The following is a 13,320-nucleotide window of genomic DNA, read 5'->3' on the forward strand; positions in this document are numbered from 1 at the left end:
GTAGGTCGGGTAACCGGCGCGAGGGTTCAAATCCCTCCTTCTCCGCCATTGGCCCGTTGGTCAAGTGGTTAAGACACTGCCCTTTCACGGCGGTAACACGGGTTCGAATCCCGTACGGGTCATACTAAAATGCAGTAGATGGTAACTACATCTACTGCATTTTTTTTTTGATACTTTATCAAACTATGTGCTAAGGTGTTATTATATTTTCCACTAAAGGGATTTTTAGCATTCACAAAGAAAGCTTTTCTCATTTATCTCCCATAACACCACTAATGGGAGATAAACGGTGCTTTGTGCACATATTTTGAATGATCTATATGATCAATGATAAAGGTAGCTATATCTTGATTCGTTATTTTTGTACCAGGCATATCCGTGAGGTTTTCTTTTATCTGATTGGATGTTAAGCTATCTTTTACAAACGGCAATCTAATTAGTGTCCAGTTAATCTGTTTATTATTTAATAAAAATTCCCATTCCAATTTCTTATCTTGCAACATTTTCGAAAAGAAAACTTCAAACATCTTTGCGCCAAAACGATTCATCATGCTTTTTTTGTCCTCTTTAATCGTTAAAGAGCCTCCGGAAACTCCTATATAGCGACTAATGTTTTGATCTTCCATCACATTAAAGATAGTAGTAGTAACTTTGCTATAAATAGGTTCCTCTTTAGATGGTTGTCCAAATGTATTAATAACAACTTGGCAATCTTTAAGTAGTTCTCGGATGTTTTCTATATCCTGTACTTGCCCTTTTACGATTTCAATTGCATCATTTTTATACAGTAACTTTTCCGGATTTCTAACAAGCATTCGAACGTGATATCCTTTTTGAATTGCTTGCGTTGCTATATGCCTTCCTACTTTTCCTGTTCCTCCAATGATCGCTATCTTATAGGGGTTATCCATTATATACCTCCAAATAAATATAATGGTATATATACGAGTGATCTCATCAAAAAGATTCAAATTTTTGCTTTTTACTAAAGTTTGTAATATTTGTGGTATTTTGTTTTGTGATTCTATAAGCTAAGATGAAAATAGAGCAAAAACTAGGGGGATATGGATGGGAAAATTATTATGGACGAACAACCAACAATATTTGTTACAGAAGAACGTGGAACAAGCAGTATCTTTACTACATAACTTTTCACTGGAACAAGTGAATTGTGTTGGTAGATTTCAGCGTACATATGAGAAATTTGAAAGCACACCATTACATAATTTAAATGCTTTTGCATCGCTTGTTGGAGTACAAGGTATGTTTGTTAAAGATGAATCTTATCGATTTGGTTTAAATGCATTTAAAGTATTAGGTGGCGTATATGCAATTGGTCAGTACGTAGCGAAAAAGTTAGATAGAAAAATTGATGAGCTATCGTTTGAGCAGCTTAAATCACCAGAAGTAAAGGAGCAGCTAGGGGACTTAACCTTTATTTCTACGACAGATGGTAATCATGGTCGTGGAGTAGCTTGGGCTGCTAGAGAGCTTGGTTTGAAAGCACGCATTTATATGCCAGCCGGTAGTGCAGAGGAGCGCCTCCAAAATATTAAAAATGAAGGTGCATATGCTGAAATAACGACAATGAATTATGATGATACAGTTCGTTATACTTCACAGTTAGCAGCAGAAAATGACTGGGTCATTATTCAGGATACGATGTGGGAAGGCTATGAGGAAATTCCGTTATGGATTATGCAAGGCTATACAACTCTAATAAAAGAAGCTACCCTGCAGTTGGAAAAAGCACCTACCCATGTATTTTTACAGGCTGGGGTTGGATCTTTTGCAGGGGCAGTTGTAGCTTTTTTACAACAGTATTATGAGCAAGAGATTACAGTTGTCTTGGTTGAGCCTTTTGTAGCGAATTGCTATTATGAGAGCTTTAAGGCAGGAACTGAGCATTTTGTAACGGTTGGTGGAGAGATGCAAACAATTATGGCAGGTCTTGCTTGTGGTGAGCCGAATCCACTTGCTTGGGATTTATTGAAGACTTATACGAAGGTGAGCATTTGCTGCGATGAGGAAGTTGCAGCTACAGGTATGCGCATTCTTGGAAATCCATTAGCAACAGACCCACGAATTATTGCTGGGGAATCGGGAGCTGCCCCGGTTGGATGTTTTTATGAATTGATGACAAATGAGCACTATACAGAGCTGAAGGATACACTACAATTAGATGAAAATTCTCGGGTATTGTTTATTAATACTGAAGGTGACACAGATGTAGGTAACTATAGAAATATTGTGTGGCATGGCAAGTATGCAAAAAGGTAATTGAAGAAATAGAGCAAACTAGTGATTTAAAACGTTCTAGTTTGCTTTTTTCATTCATTCCATAGGTGAGCACTTAGTCGGAATGGAATCAATTCAACAATGAGTCAATTTTTTTTATTTTTTTCTTGACCTTCACGTTGCGTAAAGATTTACAGTAGTTTTACTGGAGGTGAAAAGTATGGAATATACAATTCAAGAGCTCGCTCAATTATCCGGAGTTAGCACAAGAACACTTCGTTATTACGATGAAATTGGACTACTGAAACCGGCAAGAACCAATGAGGTAGGCTATCGTTTTTATGGACAGTTTGAAGTTGATATGCTTCAGCAAATTTTATTTTATAGAACATTAGATATGAAGTTAGCAAACATTAAGGAAATTATACAGGCACCTGATTTTCAACAAACTGAGGCACTCAAAACTCATCGTGTCGTTTTACTGAAACGCAAGGAGCAGCTGGAAAAAATTTTACAAACAGTGGAAAAAACTATTCAATCTATTGAGGAGGAACAACCAATGACAAACGAAGAGAAATTTAACGGTTTAAAAGAGAAACTAATCGAGGAAAATGAAAAGCAATATGGTCAAGAAATTCGTGCAAATTATGGTGACAAGACTGTTGATGCATCGAATGCTAAGTTGATGAATATGACCGAGGAACAGTATGAGGCTATGCAGCAGCTAGAACAGCAATTATTTGCCCGTTTAAAAGAGGCGATGGCAATCGGTGATACAACCAATGATGTGGCGATGGAGGTAGCAGAGCTTCATAAACGTTGGCTTAGCTTTTCATGGTCACAATATTCTAAGGAAGCGCATGCAGGTATAGCACAGAGGTATGTAGCGGATGAACGTTTTTCAGCTTATTACGATGAACGTGTTACGAAAGGAGCAGCACAATTTTTACATGATGCCATTCTCAATTTCACGTTGGCCTAATGATAGCTCGCTTCGCTTTCGCTACAGAAAACATTTGTGAATAAATAATTATACAAAAAAATAAGTGATTCCTTCTCATGCTTTAATGTTTTAGAAATATTAATTTAGGAAAAAATGAAAGCATGAGGAGGAGATTTTTTTGGACCCACAAGTATTAGAAAAATTCAGAAGGCAATTAGAGCAAGAGCTAAAGGAAATAGAACAACAAATTGAAGAATCAGAGCGTCCAGTAGCGACAGAGCTTTCTAATTATGACAATCACCCAGCTGACAATGCAAGTGATTTAACGGATAAGCTTACGGAAATGGTGATTGATGAGCACCGCGGTGATCATGCTGAAGAAATAAAACATGCATTGCAGGCGATGGAGGATGGTACTTATGGCAAATGCGCTATATGTAGTGAAGAGATTCCTATTGGTCGCTTAGAAGCTAAGCCGGAAGCATTGACATGTGTTGAGCATGCAGAAAAAATGGATGACGATTTAAGGCCGGTTGAGGAAGATGTGTTGTCTTCTACGCCAAAATCAGATGATTTCATAGAACTTGAGGAGTTTGGCTCTTCTGACACACCTCAAGATAAAAGTTAGTAAGCATTTTCACTCACAGGCAGTATAATAGCTGTATGAGGTGAGAGTATGGATATAATTGATTTACACTGTGATGCGCTATTGAAATTAACAACTTTAGAAGCAGCGAAATTTGAAGATGATGCTCGATTGCAAGCTAATCGGGAGAGATTACAATTAGGGCTTGTGAAGGCACAAGTATTTGCTATTTTTATTAATCCTAAAACCCCGCAAAGTATGCAGTTTTTAGAGGCAGTGCGGCAAATTGAAGCCTTCCATACGCATGTATTACAAACTGAGGGTATGGTGCATATTACGGATTGGTCGCAATTAGATACTTTAGCGCCGCATGAAATAGGTGCAATTTTAAGCTTAGAGGGCTGTGGTCCAATCGGAGAAGATTTAGCAAAGCTCTCTGCGATATTAGATGCAGGTGTGAAGCTTGTTGGTCTAACGTGGAATGAAGAAAATGCTGCGGCCCACGGTGCTGAACAGGATGCAAGCCTTGGTTTAAAACCATTTGGTAAAGAGGTTATAAACTTGCTCAATGAGAGAGATATTATTATTGATGTCTCACATTTAAATGAGCAGAGCTTCTGGGATGTCTTGCCATTAGCGAAGCATATTATTGCGAGCCATAGTAATGCACGTGCAATTTGCGATCATCCAAGAAATTTAACGGATGCGCAGGCAAAAGCGCTTGTCGAGCATGGAGGGCATATTCATGTCGTTTACTACCCGCATTTTATCCATGACAATGCTACGATAGATGATTTAGTAGCGCATGTGAAACATCTAGCGAATATCGTAGGGGTAGAGCACCTAGGAGTAGGTTCTGACTTTGATGGAATAGATGCAACTGTAAAAGGATTAGCACACGCTGGAGAGGCACAGAATTTGTTAGAGGCATTACGTGAGCATTTTTCAAATGAAGAAGTTCTTGGTATTGCAAGTAATAATTTTCGACACTATGTAAAAAATGTAGCAACCTGTTAAGGTTGCTACATTTTTAATAAAAGAAACATTGAATTAACAAACCAATTCCTAAGAGGAAGCCGAAGAATGTATTTGTTTGCGCTGTAAATTTCATCGCAGGCATCACTTCTTTCGCTTCTTTTTTATCGCGGAAAATTTGAATCGCACGAAGTGGCTTTGGAACACTTAAGAAAATGATTAGAGCCCAAAAAGTAATACCATCAATGGCTACAAGAGCAATGACCCATAAGTACGAAACGATAAAAAAGCCAGATAGCACAGAAATGGCATTATCTCGGCCTACTAAGATAGCAAGCGTTTTTCGACCACCCTCTGTATCGCCAACGATATCTCGGATATTGTTGGACAGCATGATAGCCCCTACTAAAATCATACTTGGTATTGAAAGTAAAACAGCATCAAGTGTCACAGTAAGCGTTTGAATATAAAAGGCGATTAAGACAATACCCATTCCCATAACAGCGCCGGATACTAGTTCTCCGAATGGTGAATAGGCTATTGGATAAGGTCCTCCAGTATATAAAAAACCAATTAGCATACAAACAAGTCCGACAGCAGCAAGCCACCAAGAGGTTGAGGCACATATGTAAATGCCAAGTAGCATGGCAATTGCATAGAAGCTTAAGGCAATCATCATAATTGTTTTTGGTTGAACACCGTGACGTACAATCGTTCCGCCGATACCGACAGAATTTTCATTGTCTAATCCTAGTTTGTAATCGTAATATTCATTGAACATATTTGTTGCTGCTTGTATAAGCATACTCGCAATGAGCATAGCAAAAAATAGTCCAAAATCAATTGGTTGTTTTTCAATTGCTAGGGCAATTGCTGTTCCTAAAAATACTGGAACGAATGAAGCGGTTAAAGTATGTGGACGTGTTAAATGCCACCAAACTTTAAAACCCCTATCAGCTTCAATGACTTTGGTCATAAGGTCTTTCTCTCCTTCAAATGTTGTAGACTATTCTTATTTTATACGAAGAATGAGAAATTGGGTAGGTTCACAGCTTATTACATACAGTTCAAGTGAAAAAAATGATACAATAGAACATGCATTTATGAACTGAAAATAATAATTAAGATAATAGCAACAGTACGAAGAATAGGCTAGCAATAAAAAAATGACGGCTATATTAAGAAAAAAATATGATGTGAAAAAGTACAAATGCTTATGTCAATATGCAAAGTTTTGGTCAATTTGTTTTAAAGAAAAGGTTCATCACCAAAAGTTTGGATTAAAACGTCTACTTTGTAAATAAGTTGATCTTCGTTACGACTGGGCGCCCCCAGGAAGCTCTGCTTTGTGCGACAGCAACAAATGTTTTATCTGTAGCGAAAGCTAAGCGTCAGCAGCAATGTTTTATCTGTAGCGAAAGCAAAGCGGCAGCAACAAATGTTTTAACTGTGCGAAAGCGAAGCGGCAGCAACAAATGTTTTAACTGTGCGAAAGCGAAGCGGCAGCAACAAGTGTTTTAACTGTGCGAAAGCGAAGCGACAGCAACAAATGTTTTAACTGTGCGAAAGCGAAGCGACAGCAACAAATGTTTTAACTGTGCGAAAGCGAAGCGACAGCAACAAATGTTTTAACTGTGCGAAAGCGAAGCGACAGCAACAAAGTGCCCAGTTGGAATGGAAATCAACACACGTTTTGGTGATGATCCAAAGAAAAGCCAAAGCAGTTGATATTTATGAGAAAGTGTAGAACGAGTACAAAACATAACGTGCGTCATTCATTATGTACATTGCAACAACGGAGGTAATTTTCATGCAACAGAAGTGGTACCAAGCCACAGAGGTAGAAGTGGACTCTTTGGGCCAAAGCCTTCATTTTTATATGGAAACTATTGAGGTAAGTCGCTTATCGGCGCTTGCATTTTATGCGGCGGGTGAGGAGCACTATAAAGGTGAACGATTTTATTGGCAAAATAGAGAAAAAACAATGACATTAGTCGGGCTAGGACATGCCTATACAATTCAACATAACGCCAAAAATGATCGCTTCGATGCAGTTGAAGCGGAATGGAAAAATTTAACGAAAAACTGTGTTAAGGGACAAAGTGAGCTACAACCGATTTTGTTTGGCGGATTTACATTCGATCCACAAAATGATGTAACTGGGGAGTGGACAGACTTTCCAGAGGCTTATTTTGCACTTGCAACCTATCAACTTGTCATCCGTGATGACAAAGCGTTTGTAAGTATTCACCTTATTTCAAAAGATGGGCAGGCAGAATCTCAATTTGAAGCGCTTCGTAAAGAGCGAGATCATTTAATTCATGCTGCTCAGGTAAAAGAAGTAAAAACATATTCAAAGCCTGAAATCACAAGTTATTTTGAGCCATATAAAGAGCCATATTTAGCTTCAATCGAACAAGTAACAGCATTGATTAAGCAAAAGAAGGCAGATAAAGTTGTAATTGCACGCTCACTAGCATTGCAATTTAAAGAACAAGTTTCTTCACCACAGGTACTATCACAAATTATTCACGAGCAGCCAGAGAGCTATTTATTTGGTTTAGAGCATCAAGAATTATTGTTCTTTGGTGCGTCCCCTGAACGTCTTGTAAAAGTAGAAAAGGGCCGCGCCTTTTCATCTTGTGTTGCAGGCTCTATTAAACGTGGTAAGACAGCAGAGGAAGATGAAGCTTATGGACAAAGCTTATTAAATGATTCGAAAAATGGCGGCGAGCATCAATATGTGGTCGATATGATTGCGGAAACTTTCCGTAAAAATTGTGTCGAGATGACAATACCGGATAGCCCTCGTCTACTAAAAATTAGAGATATACAACACTTATATACACCTGTTGAAGGTCAGTTAAATAGTGAGGCGACAATATTACAACTGACAAAATCTTTGCATCCAACACCAGCTTTAGGTGGTGTACCAAGAATAGAGGCAATGGCAGCTATACGTAAATACGAGCCTATGAATCGTGGGCTTTACGCTGCTCCAATTGGTTGGGTAGATGCTGAAGGTAATGGGGAATTTGCAGTGGCCATTCGTTCGGCTGCTTTACTTAATGATAAAGCTTATTTATATGCAGGTGGCGGTATTGTAGCAGATTCAGAGCCACAATCTGAATATGAGGAAACATTAGTGAAATTCCGTCCAATGCTTCGTGCGCTAGGAGGACAATTACATGAGTGAACGAAAAATTTTAACGGACTATGTTTATAAAATGGTAGCATCGCTAGTGCAAGCTGGTGTTGAAAACGTTGTTGTCAGCCCTGGCTCACGTTCGACACCTTTAGCGTATGCATTTGCTTCAACAAAGCAGCTCAATATGTATCGCCAGGTTGATGAACGATCTGCTGCCTTTTTTGCGCTAGGGATTGCAAAGGCTACAGCAAAACCTGTTGTTCTTTTATGTACATCGGGAACTGCTGCTGCAAACTATTTCCCTGCTATTGTTGAGGCAAGCTATGCCCGTGTGCCGTTAATTGTCATGACAGCTGATCGTCCACATGAATTGCGAGAGGTGGGAGCACCACAGGCTATTAATCAACCGAATTTATATGGGTCACAAGTCAAATGGAGCGTGGATTTCCCGTTGGCAGATGGTGCAGCCCCAACATTGCCGTTTATCGAGCGCCATATTGCACGTGCAGTGGCAGTGGCAATGAGCGCACCATTTGGACCCGTGCATATTAATGTACCGTTCAGAGAACCTTTGTTGATTGATTTTCGAGAGGAACTTCCAGAAGCGACATTCAAGCATAGTAGTATGGGGCAGTTAATACCTTCAATGGAAACTCAACAAGAGTTATCGAAGATTTTAAGTTCAACCAAAAGAGGCTTTATTATTATTGGTGAGTTAGCACTCGGTACAGATTTAACCGTTATGTGGGAGTTTGTTCGTCAATTAAAATGGCCGGTCATTGTCGAGAGTTTATCCAATATGCGCTCAGCTGTCCCAGAGGATTGTCTGCCATATGTAATTACGACGTATGATGCCATTATGAAAAGTGAAGATTTTAAAAAATTAGTTGAACCAGAGACGGTACTACGTTTAGGAGCACAGCCCGTTTCTAAATTTATCATGCAATTTATTACTAAATCTCAGCCAAAAGCTTATATTGTTGTCGATGAGGATCCAATGTTCCGTGATGCTACAGGTGTGTCTACTCATTTTGTGCATGCAAGTATTGGGGAGTGGCTCACGCAATTAGAAATCTCTGAAACAGCTCTAGAATCGGAGTATTTAGCTGAGTGGCAGGATGCTAATGATATTGCACTTGAATATATTGAACATTATGCTGAGGGTGCGATTGATGAGGGAGCAATGGTAAGTCGATTACTAAAAATGATTCCTAATGGCAGTGATATTTTTGTTAGTAGCAGTATGCCAGTGCGTGATATTGATACGTTTTTAATGGCAACACCAAAAGATATTCGTATAATTGCGAATCGTGGAACGAATGGTATTGATGGTGTCGTATCAACTGCCATGGGCTTTAGTCAAGGAAATAACCGAGAAACCTACTTGCTGATTGGTGATTTAGCCTTTTTACATGATGTCAACGGTCTCATTGCTTCAAGATATCAGGAATGCAATTTGACAGTTATTGTTATGAATAATGATGGCGGCGGTATTTTCTCTTATTTACCACAATCTACAGTTGAGGCACATTATGAAGATTTGTTTGGTACGCCAACTGCCCTGAAATTCCATGATATTGCCAATATGTACGATATGGACTATCTACGCGTAGATGATATTTCAGAGCTATCAGTAAGATTCACTACTATGAAAAAACGACCAATGCGCTTAATTGAAATTTTCACGAATCGAGAGGAAAATGTGTATGCGCATCGGGCACTATGGAATCGAATTAATGCAGGGTTAAAAGCATGGCAAAGCTAAGGATTCGAGGGCTTGAAACATACGTAGAAATCTGGAATGAAGAAGCGGAGCAAACGCTCGTTGCATTGCATGGTTTTACAGGTAGTTCGGCTACATGGCGAAATTTGGCGAAAGCTCTACATAGTGTACGGGTTATTGCTATTGATTTAATTGGGCATGGTCAAACTGCAATACCTCAGCAAATAAGCCGTTTCTCTATGCAAGAACAAATCCGAGATTTGGAAGAAGTTTTTTGCCAGCTGCAGCTCAAAAAATTTACGCTGCTAGGTTATTCGATGGGAGGAAGAGTGGCATTATCGTATGCAATTTCTTACCCTGAACGCATTGAAAAGTTAATTTTAGAAAGCGCTTCGCCAGGTTTACGAACTTCAAAGGAACGTTCTGAACGTTGTGAGAGGGATAACGCTCTAGCTGAAAAAATAATGAATAACGGTTTGTTATCATTTGTTCATGCATGGGAAAACATTCCTTTGTTTGAATCTCAAAAGCGTTTACCAAACAATGTACAAGAGGCGATTCGGTTAGAACGTCTTTCTCAGAAGGAGGAAGGCTTGGCAGGTAGCTTACAAGGGATTGGTACAGGCAGTCAGCCATCAAATTGGATGTCGTTGGAGAAGCTTGAATTTCCTGTTCTTTTAATAACAGGTTCACTGGATGCGAAATTTTGTAAAATCGCACAAGAAATGAAAGCGTTATTAAAAAATGCCAAGCATACGACAGTAATTGACGCAGGGCATGCAATTCATGTGGAAAATCCCGCTGAGTTTGCTACAATAGTAGAGGAGTATTTAACTTCTTTCAACAGTAGCTGAAAGGGGAACTCAGGCTAAGAACTTCACATCCTGTGAAAACGCCTGAGTGACCAGCATCATGCTGGCCTAAAGCCTCCGGCGGATGTCACGGAATCGGAAAGGAATTCTCTGTGCTTGAACAAAGCCGATTCCAGACGCAATTATGCCGAGGCATAATTGTTGTAATAAAATTTTTACGTTATCGCCTCGATTTAGAACGAGACGAATTTATGATTAGGGGGCAATTCAATGACACGTCAATGGACTAGTTTACATACTTATGAAGACATTAAGTATGAGTTCTTTAACGGTATCGCAAAAATTACGATTAACCGTCCAGAAGTGCGTAACGCATTCCGACCAAAAACGGTTATGGAAATGATCGACGCTTTTTCACGTGCACGTGATGACAAAAATGTTGGAGTTATCATTTTAACTGGTGAAGGTGAACATGCCTTCTGTTCAGGTGGAGACCAAAAAGTACGCGGTCATGGCGGCTATGTTGGTGAAGATGAAATTCCACGTTTAAACGTTCTTGATTTACAACGTTTAATCCGTGTTATTCCAAAACCTGTAGTAGCGATGGTAGCAGGTTATGCAATCGGTGGAGGACACGTATTACACGTTGTCTGTGACTTAACAATTGCAGCTGACAACGCTCGTTTTGGACAAACTGGACCAAAAGTTGGTTCATTCGATGCTGGGTATGGCTCAGGCTATCTTGCACGTATTATTGGTCACAAAAAGGCGCGTGAAATTTGGTACCTTTGCCGTCAATATGATGCACAGCAAGCACTTGATATGGGATTAGTTAATACAGTTGTTCCTTATGAGCAATTGGAAGATGAAACTGTACAATGGTGTGAAGAAATGCTACAAATGTCACCAACTGCCCTACGCTTCTTAAAAGCAGCAATGAATGCAGATACAGACGGTTTAGCAGGTCTTCAACAAATGGCTGGCGACGCAACTCTTCTTTACTACACAACAGATGAAGCTAAAGAAGGTCGTGACGCATTTAAAGAAAAACGTCAACCAGATTTCGGTCAATTCCCAAGATTCCCTTGATTATCTGAAACGTTCAACGGCTCGTATCTTAATGAGATACGAGCTTTTTGTATATCTAAAGGGCCGAGACGGGTAGACTCTTTAGAGTGATGAACAGAATGTTTAAAGCGGCGGAACAACATGGTTTGGCGCCGGAATATCTGGCTTTAGCGGCGGAAGCACCGGCTTTAGCGGCGGAAGATCTTGCTTTAGCGGCGGAACAACCTGCTTTAGTGGCGGACCACCCTGTTTTGACGGCGGAACATCATACCGAAACGACAGAACCCATGCAAAGCAAACGGATTGCCTCATCGGAGTAATAAATAAATTTCGTAACTGACAGATAGACGGATGCTGTCATGAAACGGTAAGATTAAGGCTGATTGGAGGAAAAAATTGATGTATCTAAATTGGATTTTACAGCGAGCATATTTAACACCTTTACGAAATGGTTTAACATATAACGGGCAGACTTGGACATTTCAAGAATTAAATGATTTATCTTTAAAACGTGCTCGTCAACTTACAGCACTAGATATTAAGCAAGGCGATCGTATTGCAATAATGGGGCCGAGTAAGCCAACTCTTGTCATTATGATGTATGCATGTATGCATTTACAATGTGAAATGGTTATGCTAAATCGTAGGTTAACACAGGATGAAATTGCCTATCAGCTAGAGGATTCGGGGGCTATGGCAGTATTAATTGCGGACGAGGATATTGAAAAATTACCACCACATACATCTTATTATTTGTTTTCTACTATAGAAAAAAGTACAGAAACGGCTATTAATATAACGAAAGAATGGTCTTTAAACCAAACAACATCGATTATGTACACATCTGGTACGACTGGTTTTCCAAAGGGCGTTTGTCAAACAGTAGGAAATCACCAGGCAAGTGCAACTGCCTCCGTTTTAAATTTGGGTTTACATGTGGATGATACTTGGTTATGCGCTGTCCCACTTTTTCATATTAGTGGCTTTTCAATTTTAGTGCGTTCACTGTTGTATGGCAATAAAGTGCATTTATATGATCAATTTGATGCAGAAGCCATTTCTAAAAATATAATAGATGGCGAGGTTACGCATATGTCAGTAGTCGGTGTCACATTGGAAAGAATTCTACATACCCTTGAACAGAAACACGCACAAGCCTCACCGAAGTTTAAAATGATGCTAGCGGGTGGTGGACCTGTGCCAGTAGATTATTTAAAGAGAGCTCATGCATTAAATTTAGCTGTAGCTCAAACGTATGGTATGACTGAAACATCGTCACAAACTGCAACATTAGCAAATGAAGATGCGATGCGGAAAATTGGTTCAGCCGGAAAACCTTTATTTTTTAATCAAATTCGCATTGCTGAGCCAAATGACAATGGTGAAGGAGAAATTTGCATACGTGGCCCACATGTTACACCAGGGTACATTGGTCGTTTTGCCCAAAAAGATGCAACGATTGATGGCTGGCTCCATACTGGGGATATTGGCTATATAGATGAAGAAGGTTATTTGTTCGTCATTGATCGTCGGGCTGATTTAATTATTTCAGGTGGTGAAAATATTTACCCTGCTGAAATTGAAAATGTGCTACTTACCCATCCAGCTGTTAAGGAAGCAGGAGTGTGCGGCATCGATGATGATAAGTGGGGACAGGTACCAATCGCCTTTGTTGTATTAAAAGAAGAAACACAGGTGGACCAATTACAAGCATTTTGTCAAAAGAAGCTAGCGAAATATAAAATACCAAAAGAGATTATTGTTACGGACGAGCTCCCACGAAATGGCGCCAATAAGCTACTTCGTAGAAAATTAATGGACAAATAA

Annotated in this window: 12 protein-coding genes and 1 tRNA gene; 11 read left to right on the forward strand and 2 right to left on the reverse strand. The window is 39.5% G+C overall.

Features of this window, described 5'->3' with window-relative positions:
- Positions 1–50 precede the first annotated feature (50 nt).
- Positions 51–122, forward strand: a tRNA-Glu gene (locus tag MWJ95_RS11050).
- A gap of 150 nt (positions 123–272) precedes the next feature.
- On the opposite strand, the gene MWJ95_RS11055 is transcribed toward MWJ95_RS11050, so the two are convergent.
- Positions 273–911, reverse strand: coding sequence for an NAD(P)H-binding protein (locus tag MWJ95_RS11055; protein ID WP_249105580.1), 639 nt, complete (start codon positions 909–911; stop codon positions 273–275).
- A 157-nt stretch (positions 912–1,068) separates the two neighbouring features.
- Here MWJ95_RS11055 and MWJ95_RS11060 point away from each other — a divergent pair, with 157 nt between their 5' ends.
- From MWJ95_RS11060 to MWJ95_RS11075, 4 genes are all read left to right on the forward strand, one after another.
- Positions 1,069–2,280, forward strand: coding sequence for a diaminopropionate ammonia-lyase (locus MWJ95_RS11060; RefSeq protein WP_249073020.1), 1,212 nt, complete (start codon positions 1,069–1,071; stop codon positions 2,278–2,280).
- Between the two features lie 178 nt (positions 2,281–2,458).
- Positions 2,459–3,220, forward strand: a complete 762-nt coding sequence (locus MWJ95_RS11065) for a MerR family transcriptional regulator (RefSeq protein WP_249105583.1) — start codon at positions 2,459–2,461, stop codon at positions 3,218–3,220.
- A gap of 139 nt (positions 3,221–3,359) precedes the next feature.
- On the forward strand, positions 3,360–3,809 hold the full coding sequence (locus tag MWJ95_RS11070) for a TraR/DksA C4-type zinc finger protein (RefSeq protein WP_249073018.1): 450 nt from the start codon (positions 3,360–3,362) through the stop codon (positions 3,807–3,809).
- Positions 3,810–3,857: 48 nt separating this feature from the next.
- Complete coding sequence (locus MWJ95_RS11075) at positions 3,858–4,784, forward strand: dipeptidase (RefSeq protein ID WP_249105584.1); 927 nt, start codon at positions 3,858–3,860, stop codon at positions 4,782–4,784.
- 13 nt (positions 4,785–4,797) lie between these two features.
- Here the strand turns inward: MWJ95_RS11075 and MWJ95_RS11080 are convergent, their stop codons facing one another.
- Positions 4,798–5,718, reverse strand: a complete 921-nt coding sequence (locus MWJ95_RS11080; RefSeq protein ID WP_249105586.1) for a 1,4-dihydroxy-2-naphthoate polyprenyltransferase — start codon at positions 5,716–5,718, stop codon at positions 4,798–4,800.
- An 834-nt stretch (positions 5,719–6,552) separates the two neighbouring features.
- On the opposite strand from MWJ95_RS11080, the gene MWJ95_RS11085 reads away from it, so the two are divergent.
- From MWJ95_RS11085 to MWJ95_RS11110, 6 genes are all read left to right on the forward strand, one after another.
- The gene (locus MWJ95_RS11085; RefSeq protein WP_249105588.1) at positions 6,553–7,938 is read left to right on the forward strand and encodes an isochorismate synthase; all 1,386 of its coding nucleotides are present in this window, start codon (positions 6,553–6,555) and stop codon (positions 7,936–7,938) included.
- Positions 7,931–9,655: a 2-succinyl-5-enolpyruvyl-6-hydroxy-3-cyclohexene-1-carboxylic-acid synthase gene (menD, locus tag MWJ95_RS11090; RefSeq protein WP_249073014.1), complete on the forward strand. Its 1,725-nt coding sequence runs from the start codon at positions 7,931–7,933 to the stop codon at positions 9,653–9,655. Before MWJ95_RS11085 ends, menD begins: the two co-directional genes overlap by 8 nt.
- Positions 9,643–10,467, forward strand: a complete 825-nt coding sequence (gene menH / locus MWJ95_RS11095; RefSeq protein ID WP_249105589.1) for a 2-succinyl-6-hydroxy-2,4-cyclohexadiene-1-carboxylate synthase — start codon at positions 9,643–9,645, stop codon at positions 10,465–10,467. The genes menD and menH overlap by 13 nt, the downstream gene beginning before the upstream one ends.
- 228 nt (positions 10,468–10,695) lie before the next feature.
- Positions 10,696–11,514, forward strand: a complete 819-nt coding sequence (menB, locus tag MWJ95_RS11100) for a 1,4-dihydroxy-2-naphthoyl-CoA synthase (RefSeq protein WP_249073012.1) — start codon at positions 10,696–10,698, stop codon at positions 11,512–11,514.
- Positions 11,515–11,612: 98 nt separating this feature from the next.
- On the forward strand, positions 11,613–11,813 hold the full coding sequence (locus tag MWJ95_RS11105; protein WP_249105591.1) for a hypothetical protein: 201 nt from the start codon (positions 11,613–11,615) through the stop codon (positions 11,811–11,813).
- A gap of 79 nt (positions 11,814–11,892) precedes the next feature.
- On the forward strand, positions 11,893–13,320 hold the full coding sequence (locus MWJ95_RS11110) for an o-succinylbenzoate--CoA ligase (protein ID WP_249073010.1): 1,428 nt from the start codon (positions 11,893–11,895) through the stop codon (positions 13,318–13,320).

This window comes from Lysinibacillus sp. Bpr_S20, assembly GCF_023337835.1.
In the GTDB taxonomy this organism is placed as follows: Bacteria; Bacillota; Bacilli; order Bacillales_A; family Planococcaceae; genus Lysinibacillus.

Coding starts and splice junctions, on each gene's coding strand:
- MWJ95_RS11055 (WP_249105580.1), bottom strand. CDS start 911: ATGGATAACCCCTATAAGATAGCGATCATTGGAGGAACAGGAAAAGTA.
- MWJ95_RS11060 (WP_249073020.1), top strand. CDS start 1,069: ATGGGAAAATTATTATGGACGAACAACCAACAATATTTGTTACAGAAG.
- MWJ95_RS11065 (WP_249105583.1), top strand. CDS start 2,459: ATGGAATATACAATTCAAGAGCTCGCTCAATTATCCGGAGTTAGCACA.
- MWJ95_RS11075 (WP_249105584.1), top strand. CDS start 3,858: ATGGATATAATTGATTTACACTGTGATGCGCTATTGAAATTAACAACT.
- MWJ95_RS11080 (WP_249105586.1), bottom strand. CDS start 5,718: ATGACCAAAGTCATTGAAGCTGATAGGGGTTTTAAAGTTTGGTGGCAT.
- MWJ95_RS11085 (WP_249105588.1), top strand. CDS start 6,553: ATGCAACAGAAGTGGTACCAAGCCACAGAGGTAGAAGTGGACTCTTTG.
- menD (WP_249073014.1), top strand. CDS start 7,931: ATGAGTGAACGAAAAATTTTAACGGACTATGTTTATAAAATGGTAGCA.
- menH (WP_249105589.1), top strand. CDS start 9,643: ATGGCAAAGCTAAGGATTCGAGGGCTTGAAACATACGTAGAAATCTGG.
- menB (WP_249073012.1), top strand. CDS start 10,696: ATGACACGTCAATGGACTAGTTTACATACTTATGAAGACATTAAGTAT.
- MWJ95_RS11105 (WP_249105591.1), top strand. CDS start 11,613: ATGTTTAAAGCGGCGGAACAACATGGTTTGGCGCCGGAATATCTGGCT.
- MWJ95_RS11110 (WP_249073010.1), top strand. CDS start 11,893: ATGTATCTAAATTGGATTTTACAGCGAGCATATTTAACACCTTTACGA.